The organism is Reichenbachiella faecimaris, assembly GCF_900176375.1.
Lineage (GTDB): Bacteria > Bacteroidota > Bacteroidia > Cytophagales > Cyclobacteriaceae > Reichenbachiella > Reichenbachiella faecimaris.
The window spans coordinates 416,960-434,000 of sequence record NZ_FWYF01000004.1; the positions used below are offsets into that span (position 1 = coordinate 416,960).

21 protein-coding genes are annotated in these 17,041 nt (G+C 41.3%); 12 read left to right on the forward strand and 9 right to left on the reverse strand.

Features of this window, described 5'->3' with window-relative positions:
- Window positions 1-14: 14 nt before the first annotated feature.
- Window positions 15-2,177: a T9SS type A sorting domain-containing protein gene (locus B9A58_RS18410; protein WP_084374342.1), complete on the reverse strand. Its 2,163-nt coding sequence runs from the start codon at window positions 2,175-2,177 to the stop codon at window positions 15-17.
- A gap of 132 nt (window positions 2,178-2,309) precedes the next feature.
- On the opposite strand from B9A58_RS18410, the gene B9A58_RS18415 reads away from it, so the two are divergent.
- The 6 genes from B9A58_RS18415 (at window position 2,310) to B9A58_RS18435 (ending at window position 5,760) form a co-directional block, all read left to right on the forward strand.
- A complete protein-coding gene (locus tag B9A58_RS18415; RefSeq protein WP_084374343.1) occupies window positions 2,310-2,987 on the forward strand; it encodes an NAD-dependent epimerase/dehydratase family protein in 678 nt (225 codons plus the stop codon).
- A gap of 1 nt (window position 2,988) precedes the next feature.
- Complete coding sequence (locus B9A58_RS20675) at window positions 2,989-3,141, forward strand: dihydrofolate reductase family protein (RefSeq protein ID WP_245827113.1); 153 nt, start codon at window positions 2,989-2,991, stop codon at window positions 3,139-3,141.
- Complete coding sequence (locus B9A58_RS18420; RefSeq protein WP_245827114.1) at window positions 3,141-3,530, forward strand: dihydrofolate reductase family protein; 390 nt, start codon at window positions 3,141-3,143, stop codon at window positions 3,528-3,530. Before B9A58_RS20675 ends, B9A58_RS18420 begins: the two co-directional genes overlap by 1 nt.
- A gap of 157 nt (window positions 3,531-3,687) precedes the next feature.
- Window positions 3,688-4,788 carry a Gfo/Idh/MocA family protein gene (locus tag B9A58_RS18425; protein WP_084374344.1) on the forward strand — a complete coding sequence of 367 codons (1,101 nt, stop codon included), beginning with the start codon at window positions 3,688-3,690 and terminating at the stop codon, window positions 4,786-4,788.
- 50 nt (window positions 4,789-4,838) lie between these two features.
- Window positions 4,839-5,390 carry an inorganic diphosphatase gene (locus B9A58_RS18430; protein ID WP_084374345.1) on the forward strand — a complete coding sequence of 184 codons (552 nt, stop codon included), beginning with the start codon at window positions 4,839-4,841 and terminating at the stop codon, window positions 5,388-5,390.
- Window positions 5,391-5,403: 13 nt separating this feature from the next.
- A complete protein-coding gene (locus B9A58_RS18435; protein ID WP_084374346.1) occupies window positions 5,404-5,760 on the forward strand; it encodes a hypothetical protein in 357 nt (118 codons plus the stop codon).
- 49 nt (window positions 5,761-5,809) lie between these two features.
- Here the strand turns inward: B9A58_RS18435 and B9A58_RS18440 are convergent, their stop codons facing one another.
- The gene (locus B9A58_RS18440) at window positions 5,810-6,622 is read right to left on the reverse strand and encodes a collagenase (RefSeq protein WP_084374347.1); all 813 of its coding nucleotides are present in this window, start codon (window positions 6,620-6,622) and stop codon (window positions 5,810-5,812) included.
- Window positions 6,623-6,686: 64 nt separating this feature from the next.
- The gene (locus B9A58_RS18445; RefSeq protein ID WP_084374348.1) at window positions 6,687-7,340 is read right to left on the reverse strand and encodes a cupin domain-containing protein; all 654 of its coding nucleotides are present in this window, start codon (window positions 7,338-7,340) and stop codon (window positions 6,687-6,689) included.
- Between the two features lie 416 nt (window positions 7,341-7,756).
- Here B9A58_RS18445 and B9A58_RS18455 point away from each other — a divergent pair, with 416 nt between their 5' ends.
- The 5 genes from B9A58_RS18455 (at window position 7,757) to B9A58_RS18475 (ending at window position 12,026) form a co-directional block, all read left to right on the forward strand.
- Entirely contained in the window at window positions 7,757-8,080 is a 324-nt protein-coding gene (locus tag B9A58_RS18455; RefSeq protein WP_084374350.1) for a hypothetical protein, read from the forward strand.
- Between the two features lie 64 nt (window positions 8,081-8,144).
- Entirely contained in the window at window positions 8,145-8,474 is a 330-nt protein-coding gene (locus tag B9A58_RS18460) for a hypothetical protein (RefSeq protein WP_084374351.1), read from the forward strand.
- 8 nt (window positions 8,475-8,482) lie between these two features.
- Window positions 8,483-8,965 (forward strand): GNAT family N-acetyltransferase, encoded by a 483-nt coding sequence (locus tag B9A58_RS18465; RefSeq protein WP_084374352.1) that lies wholly within the window; start codon window positions 8,483-8,485, stop codon window positions 8,963-8,965.
- A 113-nt stretch (window positions 8,966-9,078) separates the two neighbouring features.
- Window positions 9,079-9,402, forward strand: coding sequence for a PadR family transcriptional regulator (locus B9A58_RS18470; protein WP_084374353.1), 324 nt, complete (start codon window positions 9,079-9,081; stop codon window positions 9,400-9,402).
- The gene (locus tag B9A58_RS18475) at window positions 9,399-12,026 is read left to right on the forward strand and encodes an ABC transporter permease (protein WP_084374354.1); all 2,628 of its coding nucleotides are present in this window, start codon (window positions 9,399-9,401) and stop codon (window positions 12,024-12,026) included. The genes B9A58_RS18470 and B9A58_RS18475 overlap by 4 nt, the downstream gene beginning before the upstream one ends.
- 51 nt (window positions 12,027-12,077) lie before the next feature.
- Here B9A58_RS18475 and B9A58_RS18480 read toward each other — a convergent pair whose 3' ends face one another.
- From B9A58_RS18480 to B9A58_RS18500, 5 genes are all read right to left on the reverse strand, one after another.
- Window positions 12,078-12,356: a GNAT family N-acetyltransferase gene (locus B9A58_RS18480; RefSeq protein ID WP_084374355.1), complete on the reverse strand. Its 279-nt coding sequence runs from the start codon at window positions 12,354-12,356 to the stop codon at window positions 12,078-12,080.
- A 4-nt stretch (window positions 12,357-12,360) separates the two neighbouring features.
- Window positions 12,361-13,254: a pirin family protein gene (locus tag B9A58_RS18485; RefSeq protein ID WP_084374356.1), complete on the reverse strand. Its 894-nt coding sequence runs from the start codon at window positions 13,252-13,254 to the stop codon at window positions 12,361-12,363.
- Between the two features lie 8 nt (window positions 13,255-13,262).
- Window positions 13,263-14,141, reverse strand: a complete 879-nt coding sequence (locus tag B9A58_RS18490) for a pirin family protein (RefSeq protein ID WP_084374357.1) — start codon at window positions 14,139-14,141, stop codon at window positions 13,263-13,265.
- Between the two features lie 76 nt (window positions 14,142-14,217).
- Window positions 14,218-14,514: a phosphoribosylpyrophosphate synthetase gene (locus B9A58_RS18495; protein WP_084374358.1), complete on the reverse strand. Its 297-nt coding sequence runs from the start codon at window positions 14,512-14,514 to the stop codon at window positions 14,218-14,220.
- 11 nt (window positions 14,515-14,525) lie between these two features.
- On the reverse strand, window positions 14,526-15,116 hold the full coding sequence (locus B9A58_RS18500) for a Crp/Fnr family transcriptional regulator (protein ID WP_084374359.1): 591 nt from the start codon (window positions 15,114-15,116) through the stop codon (window positions 14,526-14,528).
- Between the two features lie 132 nt (window positions 15,117-15,248).
- Here B9A58_RS18500 and B9A58_RS18505 point away from each other — a divergent pair, with 132 nt between their 5' ends.
- Entirely contained in the window at window positions 15,249-16,682 is a 1,434-nt protein-coding gene (locus B9A58_RS18505) for a YfcC family protein (RefSeq protein WP_084374360.1), read from the forward strand.
- On the opposite strand, the gene B9A58_RS18510 is transcribed toward B9A58_RS18505, so the two are convergent.
- Window positions 16,679-17,041 carry a DUF779 domain-containing protein gene (locus tag B9A58_RS18510; protein ID WP_084374361.1) on the reverse strand — a complete coding sequence of 121 codons (363 nt, stop codon included), beginning with the start codon at window positions 17,039-17,041 and terminating at the stop codon, window positions 16,679-16,681. The genes B9A58_RS18505 and B9A58_RS18510 overlap by 4 nt on opposite strands.

Consider the following 17,041-nt stretch of genomic DNA (forward strand, 5'->3'; position numbering starts at 1 on the left):
CATTACTGAATGAATTATTTTAATATTATCTTTTGAACAAATGACCTGTCAGTACCTTCTCCCTTGAGAATCAATATGCCTTTGTAGGAAGCTTTCAATTGGAATTTGACTTTTCCATTGGTCACAAGACGTGATTGTAGCATTTCACCATTTAGATTCAACAACACCAACCTATCTACATGAGGTGCCTCTACTGTAAAAGTCCCCGCACTTGGATTAGGGTATATTTTTAGCTGATCTAAAGGCTCCCCTTCAAAACCAAGAACAGGCTCTTCTGGATCATCTGGATTATCTGGATCGTCTGGATCGCCAGAGTCATCATAAGATGCTCCTGCAAAACGTCCAATATCGTCTTCTTTAAGTTGTGCTGTGCTTCCTTCATTGAAGCCAGGAATGTCGTTGATATCACCCTTCCAAGCACCTACCAAAAGGTGATGTTGGGTAAATGGGCCAACTGTATTTCCATCTTGATCTTCGTAAGTGATATCACCACCAAATGCATGATAATGATAACCAAAGCTACTATGATCATGCCCACCAAAATCATCTAATTCGTCTCCAAACCCTTCCATATCAGAATAACCATCTTCGTATTTTCCAAAAAGGGCAATTCCGTCGTAAGAGAAACCAATCAATGGGGGATGATCTTGATCCACATAGTCTGATTCATTGTATAGATTAATACCATTACCATTATATCCATGTCCGTCTGCATGGTAATGCAGCCCCATACCTCTGCCCACATGAATACCTGTACTCGTAATTTCTGCATCTGCAGCAGCCACTCTTAAGTTATTGTTGTAGGACGGATAAATCACCACTCCATCTATAGCCACTCCATTAGACGATGTGCCCGAATAATTGTACACATCATACTCAGACGCATCAATATTTAGATCACTGGCCAAACTACCATAAGGCGTCAGGTCATTGTCAGTCAATTCTTCTATCAAACCGTAATCCTTGAGTGGTATCTTAACCAATTTCACTTCAAGAATGGCATTTCTGGTAATGGATTGCTCATCATATCCTCCGCCTTCTCCATCTCCTGGAGGCCTTGCCACATCAATTAAAAAATTAGGTCCATCAGAAGCATTGTGTGAGGCAATCACCATAAATGGATGACGCACACCATCGCCATCAGCCGCATTTGTGAAATACACATATTCTACCGTACTCTCCCCAATTTTACCATTGTAAATATCATTTGCACCAAAGGTTCTGGCTAATAAATTGTCCCTAAAAGTCAAATACACTGACTTGTCGTAACGCAGCGTTGCCCCGTCTTCATCAAGCGTAGTTTCAATTTCATCTAAAGCCTCACTTGCTGCAGTATTGGCCGCATCAGTATTTCCAAATTGTGTTTGATAGGCTTCATCTACTTCACTCAAGAATTGTTCACCAAACAATGCACTTTCGTCATAATCCCAAACCTCATCTGGATAGGCAGCAAATGCATTGTCTTGCCATTCAATGCTGGAAGGATTGAATGCTGAACCTGGCTCTAGACTAAAATCGATTAAATCATGGGCATTGGCCAGATAAAAAGCTGATGCATTTCCTTCTGTTGATGTAAACTGTACGTTCTCTCCAGATACGATCAGCCACTGATCTGTCCAACCAGAGTTGGCCTCAAACTCTCCTGATGTAGTGTTGTATTCATATTGAGCAACAGCTTTGATTGTTGTACTAGTCGCTGAACCACCTAATTCAAAAACAAGGTACCCCCCAGTAGCATCTACATAATAAGAACCAGCATCAGTGATGACTGCATCTGTGCCATCGGCATTTAAAGCAGCGTAACTGTTCAATAATGGATGAATTCTATACTGGCCAGCCAATTCATCCTCCGTATTTGAATTGATATCCACGAGCTGAAACATACCGTGCAACAAAGAACTATAAGTAGCAGTAGAACTGCTCAAATGATCCTTGCTTTTAAAACTCAGGCTCGTTGTAGAAACATCATCAAGCATCAAGGCATCTGTCTGCGTATCTGCATCCAGAATGATCACATGCTTTAAGTTTTCAATAGCAGAAATACCAGAAGGTGTCCAAGACACATCAAAGGTTTGATCCAATATTTCGACAAATGTTTTGGGCCCGTGAGGCTCAAATGTCTGCGCTCGACCACCATAGGTCAAAACGATCAAAATAAGTAATAGTAACTTTTTCATAGCAGAATTTCAGTTTTCAATTTTCCCAAAAACTTGGGATGTCATGGTTAGAACGACTATTCTAGCCATAGCCCTACCTATACCAGATCATCTTCAAATGATTGATCGTATATTTAATCAAACAAAAAGAAAATGAGTTCAAAAGTAATCATAACTGGAGCTACTGGCATGGTAGGCAAAGGCGTTTTGCTCGAATGTCTGGATCATCCCGACATAATCCAGATACTAAGCATGGGTAGATCAAGTCTAAATATGACACATCCAAAATTGAAAGAATTGATCCATTCTGATTTTCTGAATTACACTGAAGTGAAAAATCAACTGGTCGGTTTTGACTCTTGCTATCTCTGCATGGGTGTAAGTGCTGGAGGACTAAAAGAAGAGAAGTATAAAGAACTCACCTATGACTACACCTTGACCTTAGCTAAAACCTTGTTAGCACTTAACCCCAACATGACATGCACTTATGTATCTGGCGAAGGCACAGACTCCACGGAACAAGGCCGTACGATGTGGGCACGGGTCAAAGGAAAAACAGAAAATGATCTACTAAAACTTGGTTTCAAACAGGCTTTTATGTTCAGACCTGGCGCCATCATCCCTTTGAGAGGTATCAAGTCAAAAACCAAAGTCTATCAATTTATGTATGATTACTTTATGTGGCTTGTCAAATTGATCAAATTCTTAGCTCCCAACTCTGTGGTAAATACCACACAAATTGGACAGGCCATGATCAACGTAACCAAGTCAGGATTTGACAAGAAAGTTATTCGACCCAAAGAGATCATTCAGTTATCAAACATTACGTAAAATGAAAAAACGAAATAGGGTTTTTATTGGCACTAGCCTTGATGGCTACATTGCAGACAAAAATGGTGGATTGGATTGGCTAGATTCCATTCCTATTCCTGAAGGTGAAGACATGGGATATATAGCTTTTATTCAACAAATTGACGCCTTGTGATGGGACGCGTGTCTTTTGAAACGGTTTGCAATTTTGATGTAGACTGGCCTTATGAAAAACCCGTCTTTGTATGGAGTAGCGTGCGCACTGAAATACCAGAAAGCCTCAAAGGCAAAGCCTTTCTGGTAAATGGGACAATCCAAGATATTTTGAATCAGATTCACGAAAAGGGATTTTACAGTCTTTATATTGATGGTGGTAAGACCATTCAGAGTTTTCTAAAAGAGGATTTGATTGACAGTATGATCATCACCATCATTCCACGTTTATTGGGAGCGGGAATTCCACTCTTTGGAGAATTAGCAAATGAACTGGCTTTTGAATGTACTACTTCTAAAGTGTTTGCAGACAAAATAGTTCAGAACCATTTTCAAAGAATAAAAGAATGACGGCAACTACCATTTAGGTCTATCACAAACTTTGCTTTTTTATTCAAATAACCATTATCTTCGTTCCTGAATGACTCAGTCATTCATCCCCCCACTAAACACAAAACAGTAAGTTTCACTCAGAACTGTTTTATTGAATTACAAAATTTAAAAAATTATGAAAAGAAGAATTCTCTTGGGTTTTCTATTGGGGATTATGTGTTTGCACACCTCATCTGCACAACAAAATAAACCACTCAAAATTGGCGTCATTGGCCTCACACATACCCACGTGCACTGGATACTTGGTAGGCCTAAAGCGGATGACATCCAAATTGTAGGTATCGTGGAGCCCAACAAAGCTCTGGCTCAACGCTATGCTGATCAGCATGGCTATTCCATGGATCTGGTTTATGATACCATGGAGGAAATGATCAAAGCCACACAACCTGTAGCCGTCACTGCATTTGGTGCAATCTACGAGCATTTGGCAGTGGTAGAAACCTGTGCACCCAAGGGCATTCACGTGATGGTAGAGAAACCACTGGCTGTCAGTATGGAGCACGCCATAAAAATGGAAGCCTTAGCCAAAAAACACAACATCCATCTGCTCACCAACTATGAAACCACTTGGTATGCTACCAATCACAAGGCATACGATATGGTGAATCAAGGGGAAATTGGTGACTTGCGAAAAATCGTGGTGCACGACGGCCACAAAGGCCCAATAGAATTAGGCATCAATTCAGAATTTATTGACTGGCTCACTGATCCCATAGCCAATGGAGGTGGTGCTGTCGTCGACTTTGGCTGCTATGGTGCCAACCTGATCACATGGATGACTCATGGACAAAAACCAGAACAAGTGATGGCCATGACTCAAACCATCAAACCAGATGTTTACACGAAAGTGGACGACGAGGCTACCATCGTTCTTAAGTACCCTAAGATGCAAGGCATCATTCAAGCTTCCTGGAACTGGCCCATTGCCAGAAAAGACTTGGAAGTGTATGGGCAAACTGGATACATCTATTCCGACAACCGCAGCGACTTGCGCTATAGATTGAGTGAAGAACAAGTCGAAAAAAGCGAAAAACTGACAGCACGTACTTATCCATACAACGACCCCTTTGCTTTGCTAGCTGCTGTGGTAAAAGGCGAAGTCACACTCCCACCCTTCGCGCTTTCTTCTTTGGAAAATAACTTGATCGTGGTGGAAATCTTAGACGCCGCCAGAGAAAGTGCGCAAACCGGAAGAACAATTGAGCTGAACCCTTAGTCTTTATTGCCCGAGCGATTAACTTTGCGTTTTTATTCGAAACACACACTATGAAAATATTTCCAAGTAATCCCTGGCACAAGGTGGCCGTCGGCGCGGGCACGCCGAACGTGGTGAATGGTATCATTGAAATTCCGCAAAATACGCGAGCCAAGTACGAACTAGACAAAGACTCTGGTCTTCTGATGATGGATCGTGTACTGTACTCGGCCATGTACTACCCAGCCAATTATGGTTTCATTCCACAGACCTATTGTGACGATGGGGATCCATTGGATATTGTGGTGCTTTCGCAAATAGACATCGTACCTATGTGTATCGTGTCTGCCAAAGTAATTGGCGTAATGCGGATGTTGGATGGTGGTGAAGCTGATGATAAAATCATCGCTGTGGCTGAAAATGACATGAGTGTGAATCACATGAATGACATTGCAGACTTGCCTCCTCATTTTACCAAAGAGTTGAAAAACTTCTTTGAGGATTATAAGAAGCTGGAGCACAAAACGGTAGAAGTAGAAGAGTTTCAAGATGCGGCTACCGCCAAAAAGATCATCTTACAAAGTATCGAAGACTATAAAGAGCTCATGGCTAAAAATTCATAAAACCAAACCAACCATGACCGAAATCCTTATTCCCACCTTGGCGGCGCTAATTGGCACTGCTTTTGGTGGATTGATCACTTACTTCACACAGCGCCAGCAGCTCAAGCACGACTTGGAAATCCTCAAGCAAACCTACAAGACGGATTTTATGGCTGAGGAAACAGCCAAGCATTTTCTGAATCACAGGACACATATAGAAAGGTCTTTTGATGTACTACAAAAACATTTGGGTGGGTTTGAAGACAATGAGTTACGTAAAATCCTAGTTCGTGCAGGAGCAATTCGTGAATTCCGTGAGGATGGTTCTGAGTGGTGGAAATTGCTTTCTAGAATGGATGAGTATATTGAAAGGAAAAAGAACGGAAAATAATATAAAGAAGTAACTTTTGTGTCAGAGGGAGAAGCAAGACATTACATTTCTATTGTGCTCTCATATAACCTTTCCAGCCGCTGACCAAATTTGCTTCATTCGTTTCTAATGCTCCAAGGACTTCACTCAAATTGCTGTAAGCCATCAACTCAAGCAATTTGTCTTTACCATATTCAGATTCGATATATATAACTACCGAACCTGAAAGTCCATATCTTAATTTTCCTGACCAAAAATTTGCCAGGCTTGACGGAATATTGCCTTGTGTGATGGCCTCCTTTACCTCTGCCATTCTTTCCGAATCACATTGGCCAGACACATAGGTCGCCAAACCTTCTACAAACCAATCGATTCCATTGATCTCACTGAAATCCGAACTCTTGCCATACTGTCCGTGTAGTACATGCACCAGTTCATGAATGATCAACTTTTGGGTTTTAAGGGTATCAACATACGAATGCTCACAGGCTAAACTGTCCCACCTTTTAGGTGAAATCATGTCCAATTTGGTAGCTACACCACTAGCAACCATCCAGCATTGAGATTTGAAACTGGGCATTCCCCAATCCTTTTGCCATACACTGTCCAGGGAAACACGATTGGGATGAATGTAGATGCTAAATTTATTTTTGAAAGAGACACCAAAGAATCTCTCTACGTCGTCCAAACCGTTTAAAAAGTAAGGTGCGTATATCTGCATATCAGCAGAATCCACTGATGTATAAAACACAGAAAACCTAGGGTACTTTTTCACCAACCACTCATCGTGTGTTAGATGTCGTCCCAGCCCATTGACATAAATGAATACTGAAACAATGAACAAAAAAACTCTCATCACAGGTATTACTATTTGTCTAGTCATCTTGGGACATTAGACAATGGCTATGCATGATGAGTTACAGTATTATTTAATAAATTTTGCTTCACTACTTTTCATCCTTAAAAGGGAAATAATCCAACACATCGTACTCCCACACATTGGTAGGGAATATCACTACCAAATTGGCAGTTTTTTCTCCAACATTCTTGAAAGCATGTGGCACCATAGGTGGAATGTTGACAATGTATGGCGCTTCGATAGTAAAAAGGGTGTCTCCCAGTGCATAAAGAACAGTACCTTCCAGCAATACATGCGATTCCTCTCCCTTGTGAGTATGCATTGGTGGCGCCCCTCCTGGAAAAGTTTCCGTAATACCAATTACCAGATTCTGATAGCCATGTTTGTAACCTTCCATCACATGCACATATTCTCCCGGCCCTGGATTGATCGCTGGTAAGTCTTCTACCTTGGCCACGTACTCACTCCAATTTTTCAACTCCTTACTTTCATATCCAGGTGGTACTGTTCTCCGCTCTAGCACCTTATGAGAATGGTGCTGTGAATGCAAATACTCTATAATTGAATCAGGCACAGTCTTGATTTCGTCCACCAGTCCTTCTATCGAAAAGGTCTCTTTAGCCGAATCATGGGTGTGGGTATCTGCGCCATGTGTATGTGGAGCATTTTCGCTGGTTCGAGGGGTGCAAGCATACAAGCAGCATATCCCCAAGACCAATAGGGTCGAGTTTAGTTTTAGCATTTGTATGAACTGTTGATTATATGATAAATATAATTCATAATCCCCTGTATATCAAACACCTGCAAACCTGTCAACTTGGCTCATTTATTGGTTGGGTAAAAGGATTGACAAATCATAGCTATACGAAATCATTTTACCATGAAACCCTTTGCCATCATTCCATCTATTCATGGCTTTCCACCCAAGGAAATTTGATCATCCAAGGCGCGTACGTAAATGAAGATGTGGCTTTATCAGTCAGGATACCATGGTTGGACTTGGAAAGTCCGCCACAATTAGTAAATTTAAAACAAGACGACCATTGCTACCTCCTTTTAATCCAATTCAAAAGCAAAATAATTCAGCATGGTCTTCATTTCTTGGGCTGTAGGATTTATACTTGCGAATTCTAATTCCTGTTAATTAAATCGACTCTTATGTTTAAATCAATCGGTAATTTCTTTAAAGGTCTATTCCAATCTGAGCCAGAAGAATTGATCGCAAGAATCTCCAAGGAAAATCAAATCGAGCTTTACAGAACTTTGAAGCTTGCTGAAGAAGTAAAAGAAGAGCAAAAAAGACAGGCGATTCTGGCAGAGAAACGTGCTAAAAAAGAAGCTGAAATCGCTAGAAAAAAGGCAGAAAAGCAAGCTAAAATAGACGCAAAAATCGCTGCTAAAAAAGCGGCAGAAGAAGCTAAAGCCGCTGCCAAGGCTGCAAAACTTGCTGAAAAAGAAGCCAAAAAGAATAAGGTAGCTTAATCCAATTCCAACATAACACTTTTCATTCTTGTAGAAATAACTAATCGCCTATTTCGACAGGTCAATGAGAATTTCAACTCGGCATACTGCGTCTAAAACGGAAGAAATAATTCAGGTTTTGAATACAGGAATTCAAGATACTTCTACCAAGCGTTTTGGGCGAGAGCGCAACAAAACAGTCATAGCCAAAAAGTCAGCTTTTGTTGGCGTACAAATCGCACGCCGAGCGCACGAACTAATCATAGCAGGCACCTTGCCTTCATTATTGTCCGACCTATTATCTGAAATCCGCCTGTTTGAAGGCCTATTCTATATGTTTGAATTTATGTTCCGTTCCCAATGGGAAAAACCCGAAATGGAAACAGGAACAATTCTGAGTCAGAAATATTGCTAAACTGAACATTGAACACACGAAAAGCCACACTTAGAGATTATGATGCAATTTGGGACATCTTTCAGTCGGTAATCAAGACTGGAGATACCTACGTTTTTGATCCTGAAACACCTATAGAAGACTTGCAAAAACATTGGTTTGCTGACCTTATGGATACTTTTGTTGCTGAAAAAGATGGAAGAATATTAGGCACCTACATCATCAAACCCAATCAGCCTGATTTGGGCAATCACATCGCCAATGCCAGTTATATGATTCATCCTGACGCGCAAGGAAAAGGAATAGGCCAACTTTTAGGTGAACATTCTATCCATTATGCCAAGCAAAAAGGCTACCATGCCATACAGTTTAACCTTGTGGTCAGTACCAACACAGCAGCAGTCCAACTTTGGAAAAAATTTGGCTTTGAAATCATTGGGACTACGCCTAATGGATTCCGACATCAATCCTTGGGGCTGGTCGATACCTATATGATGTACAAAAAGCTCTAACACTCCCCTAGAGCCTTTAATCAGTGTTTTTTCGGTTTATTTTTAATATTATCTCAAAAATAGAAACATATATATTATCATTGCCGTTTATAACATCTCAAAAATAGAAAGATATGAAAGGGTATTTAGGAGAGTTTGAAGAATTGGTATTGCTCACCATTGCCAACCTTGACAATGAAGCCTATGGTATGGCGGTACTAAAAGACATCAATGTTCGAACCCATAGAAACCTCAGTCTTGGAGGGATGCACTCTACTCTCACAAGACTAGAAGAGAAGGGATACATCACTTCATATCTGGGAGAACCCACCCATGAAAGAGGTGGCAGGAGAAAAAGATACTTTGAGCTCACCAGCCTGGCCAAGACCAGTTTGACGGAAATGAAATCACTTCGGGATGAACTTTGGAACAATGCCAAAATCAAGCTATCCGTATGAAAAAATCCTCTTACCCTAAGCCACCCTACTGGATCAGTAAATGCCTTCAGTGGTGGTCCAATAAAGCAGATACTGAAGATCTTCTTGGAGATCTTGAAGAAGATTATCAATACAACTTAGAAGACAAAGGAAAGTTCAAGGCTCAACTCAACTACCTCAAACAAGTCTTGTCACTTGCCTTCTCCTATGCACTTAGGAAGCGAAAAAGGTCAGCTTCCTACTCAAATTATTACAACTCAAACTCAATAGCCATGTTCAACAACTACTTTAAAATTGCTTTTCGCAATTTTTCAAAGCACAAATTTTTTACTTCTATCAATATCATAGGACTAGCCCTTGGCATGTCCATCAGCTTGCTGGTACTTTCTATTTCCATAGCGATTTACAAATCTGATGATTGGCAAGAAAAAAAGGATCGCATCTTCCAAATCAATACATTCATTGCGGATGAGCGCGATACCAAGACCTATGGATCCACCTTCCATGCTGTGGGCGACCATCTCCAGGAAAAATATCCGTTCATAGAAAGCGTGGTCAAAATTAAAGATGGCTTCGATCCTGTCGTCAAACATCAGGGTAGCGAAATGAACTTTTACGGTCACTTTGCTAATTCATCGTTTTTCAAAACTTTCAGTTTTCAATTGATCAGTGGCGATCCTCAAACTGCCTTATCCGAACCGTTTAGTATAGTCCTGACCGAATCTGTAGCCAAAAAACTCTACAGGGATGAGAACCCACTAGGTCGTATCATTGAAACTGAGTTAGGAGCATTTAATATAACTGGCGTGATAGAGGATCTTCACCAAACCCATTTTTTCTTCGAGGTATTAGCATCTTATCAAACGTTTGATGCCTTGGAAACGACCACTGATCTAAAAACAGATTGGAAAAATTTTCGGGACAATTACGTCTACCTCCTGCTGAAACCTGAAACGCCTACTGAAACTTTAGCACAATCACTGGAACAAATGTCTACCTTGGCAGGCGAGTTCAACCCCAACCAGGATATTCAATTCGAATATATCGTGTTACCCGATGTGGTTCCACGCTGGAACATCAGCAATGCACTGGGGATAGGCTGGGATCAGCCCTCTTTGATATTCTTTATGTCCATAGGCTTATTGATCCTTTTGCCTGCAGTTTTCAATTATTCAAATCTATCCATTGCCAGAGCACTCAAACGAGGAAAGGAAATTGGCATTCGCAAAGTTGTAGGTGCTGAAAAACGTCAGATCAAAGCTCAATTCATAATTGAAACTATACTTCTATCCTTGCTGGCCTTATTGGCTTCTTTTTTCATATTTGTCAGAATTCAAGAGGAGTTTTTAGGCATTCTAGGCGCGTCACAGGTGCTAGACACTTCTATTGGCTTTACCTTAATAGTTGCATTTATCCTATTTGCAGTAGTCATTGGAGCACTTGCTGGGATCTTCCCTGCAGCCTATTTTTCACGTTTAAATCCTGTGCACACATTAAAAGGGGGACTGGTTCATAGATCTGCAAATGTTTCTCACATCAAGAAAGGGTTGCTAATCTTTCAGTTCTTCGTTTCATTGGTCTTTATTATTGGCGTGAGCGCCCTTACCAAAGAGTATTCCTATGTGCTGAATACCCAGCATGGTTTTGCATCTGACAACACCCTCGTGATTCCTTTTCAGGAAATTGACAAACAGTTGGCTATCAATGAACTCAAAAACCATCCAGCTGTAAAATCAATTTCAGTAACCTCTAATTTGCCAGGCGTACCCTTGTCTCCAAAGGTGGAAGCCACTTTAAACGGACGTGATACGATAAATATCAAACAAGTTTTTGTTGGAGACAATTTTATTGAAAATTTAGATATGAAACTTGCCTGGGGGGAAAACAAGGGCTTAATAAACTCAACCAAAAACGAAGAATTGGTAATTGTGAATGAAGCCTTTATGCAATTGGCTGCCACCTTTCTCTTAGGTCAAGATTCAGTGCGTTTCACGATGGCAGACAGAACCAAATGCAGAATCATTGGCACCTTAGAAGACTTCAACTTCGAACCATTGGATCAACTGATTCAGCCTCTGGTTTTCAGGCACTCACTAGACAGAAGCAAGTTCGCCCTGCTGACCATCAATACTTCGGACATAAAAACGACCATAGATGAACTAGATGAAATTTGGACCAGTATCGACCAGGAAGCTTATTTTGAAGCTACTTTCCTGGATGAAGAAATTGAAGATGCTTATTACTTTCTCAGGGTTCAAATCAAATTTTTCAGCTTTCTCAGTGCCTTTGCCATTAGCATTTCATGCCTTGGCTTACTGGGAATGGTCTCTTACACCACAGAGAACAGGACCAAAGAAATTGCCATTCGCAAGATTATGGGGGCAAGTAGTCAGAGCCTCTATTATTTACTGACCAAAGACTTTCTAAAGTTAATACTGATTGCTGCCGTAATCGCCATCCCATTCTCCTATGTGTTCTACGATCAGCTTTTTCTCTATTTTCTGTTGCGGTATGGTAATGGTCTTGGCGTACTCGATGTCATATTTAGTATTGTATTTTTATTTATTATTGGATTTGCCTCTATCTATTGGCAAACATCTAAAGTCGCACATGCAAACTCTGCCAACAATTTGAGATATGAATAATTAGTCAAGAAGAATGAATACAAAAGAGAGGGATGTACTATGATCATCCGATCAAAGCACATCCCTTAAATCTTCATTGCGATCAAATACGCTTTTGGCAAACCGACAAAGCGGAATGATATTTATTTTCTTCTCTCTGGCAAAATCTACTGCGGCCAAAACCAACTCCTTACCTACACCCTTTCCTTTAAATTCAGGATTCACCTCAGTATGGTCAATAATGATTCTATCCTCTCCTGCCCAGGAATAGGTCATTCTCCCTGCTTCCTTGTTTCCTTCTGTAGCCTTAAAGAAGCCTTTGGTTTCGCGATTAAACTGTTGTACTTCCATAAGATTAGGGCTTAAGTGTTTTGATAGATTCAGGGGGCAAAGGGACAAATTCCGTTTCACCAGGTACCTTGGGAAATTGTTGATTCAGCCAATCATGTTTGGCTTTCTCTATGAGTGCCTTATCTGAGCTTACAAAATTCCAATGAATAAAGCGCTCTTCTGGAAATGGGTCTCCTCCAAAGATATAGACTGTCGTATTTGGTTCAAGTTCGAACTGACAAAGAGTGGCATCTTTGGCTATAAGAATTTGTTTAGGACCGTAAGTGTGCCCATCACTCTTGATAGCTCCATCCAAAATATACAGCGCGCTTTCTCCATACAAATCATCCCCAATATCTACCAACCTGGCCTCCTCACTCTTTATCTCCAAAAAATATAAGCGACTGTGCACGGGCACAGGAGATTGCCGGCCAAAGGCCTCTCCTGCCACCAGTTTAAAAGCGACTCCATCTTGTTCCCAAGCAGGTACATCATCCGCCTCCAGATACGCAAAGGATGGTTCACTTTGTTCCAATTCCTTGGGCATAGCCACCCAAATTTGCAGACCATGCATGGTCTTCGCTGACTTGCGCAGTCTGTCAGGTGTTCGCTCAGAATGAACCACACCCTTGCCAGCTGTCATCCACCCTACAGCACCAGGCACCACTTCCACTTCTGTACCAATACTGTCCCGATGCACTACAGCCCCTTCAAATAAATAAGTCAGTGTAGAAAGTCCGATATGTGGATGTGGGGGCACATCCAAGTTTTCATCATTTTTCAGATGTACAGGCCCCATGTGGTCTATAAATACAAAAGGCCCTACTGCTCGTTTTTCCCTAAAGGGCAGCAAGCGGCCCACCATAAAATTACCAATGTTGGCCGCCCGCTCTTCTATGATTAATCTTACGTTTGACATCTTATATTTTAGTCTTCTAAATATCCAAATTTACCCATATTGAAGTCATTCATGGCTTGCATCAATTCTTCACGGGTATTCATTACAAATGGCCCTTGTGCGGCAATGGGTTCTTTAATGGGATCACCACTCAAAACCAGCACCACAGCCTGATCCAAAGCTTCTACAGAAAATTCCTCCCCAGCATTTTCAAACAATGCAAAATGATCAGTAGGGATACGCTCTGTCCCATTCACTTTTACACTTCCTTCTATCACCAGCAAGGCTGTATTGAAATGTGCCGGAAACTCAAAAGTTGCTTTTCCTCCTTTGTTCATCCTGGCATTTTGCAAGTGCACAGGTGTGAAAGTGGAAGCTGTTCCTTTCGTGCCCTGATAGGAGCCAGCTATGATTTCCACCACACCTCCGTTATCAGCCAATGGGTATTTTTCTATTTGATCATTGGACAATGCCTGATACTTTGGTGGGGACATTTTATCTTTTGCAGGAAGGTTGACCCAAAGCTGCACCATTTGGAAATCACCACCAGTTTTGCTGAACTTCTCTTCGTGGTACTCTTTGTGCAAAACCCCTGACGCGGCCGTCATCCATTGTACATCTCCTTCAGCAATGACTCCTCCTCCCCCAGAACTATCGTGGTGAGCCACTTTGCCTTGATAGGCAATGGTCACTGTTTCAAACCCTCTATGCGGATGTACTCCTACGCCTTTGGGCTGATCAGATGGTTCGAAATAAAATTTAGAATTGTAATCCATCATGATGAACGGATCCATGCGCTGCATGTCCAACGGATACACACTGGGTATGAAATTGTGAACGCGAAAACCATCACCCACAAAGTGTGGAGGTCTTGGTGCAATGACTGCTTCTATTTTTTTTGTTGCCATAACTTCTTCGTTTTAAAATTCAATACAAACCTACCTCACACAATTTCGCTGTGCATTGATGTATGGTAAGAAATGACTACTTGAGTTTTTCCAACATTTCGTTGGTTATGGAGTCTGAATATATGCCATAGCCATTAACCAAAAGTCCCTTTAGTTGATATTTTTCAGAAGAGATGGCGTACAATACAGACTGATCCCCAGGGTCTTCATTGTCATCGAATCTAAAAGATTTGTCAATATGAAATTCGTCATGAAGAATTTCATATTCTTGATTTTCACAAACAATACAATTCGCCTGTAAATTAAAATCCTCCTGATAGCCCTGCGCTTTCAGGGCATTCATGGCTTCGGATAAAGTATCATAAGCTTCCATGCTTTTCTAAGTTATGGTTCAAAATTCTGTTTGGCCAATGCCTTTCTGACACGACTCAAACTTTCTGGTGTAATACCCAAATATGACGCAATCATCCATTGCGGAACTCGCAGGGTCAAATCTGGATACAAATTAATGAAATCCAAATACCGTTCTTCAGCACTCGCGCCTAGCAGCAAATTGATTCTGTTTTGCATGTGACGAATATGGTTCTGCAAAATTTGCTCATTGTATTGTCTGAACGACAGACTGATCTGAGACGCCGTTATCACAAATGCTTCATCCAGCATCACCACTTGTGTTGCTTCTACGGCATCAATAAAAAATGAAGAGGGCTCATTGAAATAAATACTCCCACGATCACTCACAAACCAATTTTCAGGCGCAAACTGTATGATATGTACTTTACCATCTTTGTCTATGGAATAAGATCGCAACAAGCCAGACTCCACAAAAAAAGAATGCTTGCATACTTCCCCCTTTCGCAGTAAAAACTCGCCTTTTCCTACCGTCCTGGTTCGAATGTGGCTTTGCAACTGCAAAAGTTCATTGTCAGAGATTTGCGCATTGGATTGTAAGTATTCGCTGAAGGATGATTCCATAATCATAAAGATACAAACCCAATAGGGTTAGCCACAACTAATTCATCCTCCTTTACATTTGTAAAATTGAAAGACATATTTCCGTATGGTATGGTTCATTTTCTTAATTTGGCAGTTCAGTAAAACAACAGCATGCTCAGTAAAATCAAAATCCCTCATGTATTCGCCTTATTGACGATTATCATTCTGGTCGCCAGCTTGTTCAGCTACGTCATTCCATCAGGGTCGTATGACAGAAAAGAGGTGCAGGTAGGTCAACTAACCAGAACGGTCGTGGTACCCAATTCATTTAAAGAAATCCCTAAGCATTATTCCGTCAAAGGCATTTTTGTAGGCGATGAAGTGGAAGGTAAAGCCACACCCGTGAGCATCTTTGGCTTTCTGAAAGCCATACCCAAAGGCTTGGAAGAAAGTGCAGATATCATCTTCTTCGTCTTTTTAATTGGAGGGGCTTTTGGTATGATCAAACGGACAGGCACGATCACTGCAGTCATACAGGCCCTGATTGATAAGTTTAGCAATTCTGGGACGGCACTTACTGTCGTGCTCATGCTCTGCATTTCTGCTGCAGGTTCCACCCTTGGCATGGGCGAAGAATTCATCCCCTTGGTTCCTGTTTTTCTCTACGTCTCTCATAAATTAGGCTACGACAAACTGTATGGTTTGGCTCTGGTATTTGTATCTGCCGAAATTGGATTTGCCTCGGCTACAACTAATCCGTTCAATGTCCAAATCGCACAAGGCATTGCGGAAGTTCCACTTGGAAGTGGCATGGGATTCCGGCTTATTTTTTATGCTGTTATATTGATAGCCGCCATCATATATATGCTGAGGTATGGCAAAAAACTGAAACAAGACTTTTCCAACTCATATTTAGCCTCAGACAATGTGTATAAAGAAGATGACACGCTGGCACAATTTGACTTGACCAAAAAGCATATATATATTGTCATTGCAAGTGCTATACTTTTTATTGGCATTCTATGGGCCGTGCAGACGCAAGGCTGGTGGATGGCCGAAATGGGTGCTGGCTTTTTACTGATTGGCATGGTGGCAGCCCTTATAGGCAAGCTTTCGCTTAATGAAGCCACCAAGGCCTTTATCCTCGGCATGGAAGAGATGTTGGTTGGCGCCTTAGTCATTGGTTTTGCCAAAGGCATTCAGGTAGCCTTAGTCGAAGGACAAATCATGGACTCTGTCATTTACTACACCTCTGGTACGCTACAGTACTTCCCCAAAATAGTAGCAGCAGAAGGTATGTTGGTTTTTCAAACCATTTTGAACTTTTTTATTCCTTCTGGATCTGGTCAAGCCGCTACCACGATTCCGATTATGGTTCCTCTGGCAGACTTACTTGGTATTACCAGAAATACGGCCATTTTCGCCTTTACCTGTGGAGATGGGTTTGCCAATTCAATCATTCCTACTTCAGGCATATTAATGGCCATGCTGGGTATTGCAGGTATTCCTTACAAAGATTGGCTAAGGTTCATCCTGCCACTTTTTGGTTGGCTGATGGCAATATCTGCCATATTTCTGGCTATTGCTGTATGGATTGAGTATTAAAGGATCGCATCCAATTGAATCATCTCTTCTTCAGTAAATAGTCGAGATCGAATCAAGAAACGAACACCAAGCGGGATTTCCAATGAAAAACTAGCTCCTCTCCCTTTCACTACGTCAATTGTGATTTGGGTATGTTTCCAATATTCAAATTGGTCTCTTGACATGTAGCATTTGCAACCATGGACTGTCCCAAGCCATACATCTGAATCATCAAGCATCAGCTCACCTTCTTCAAAGCACATAGGGGACGAACCGTCACAGCACCCACCACTCTGATGAAAAATCAAAGAGGGATGCTGCTGTCGAATAGTATCGACAACAGCTTTTGCCTCCTCGGTTATTAAAATCCTTTCGACCAC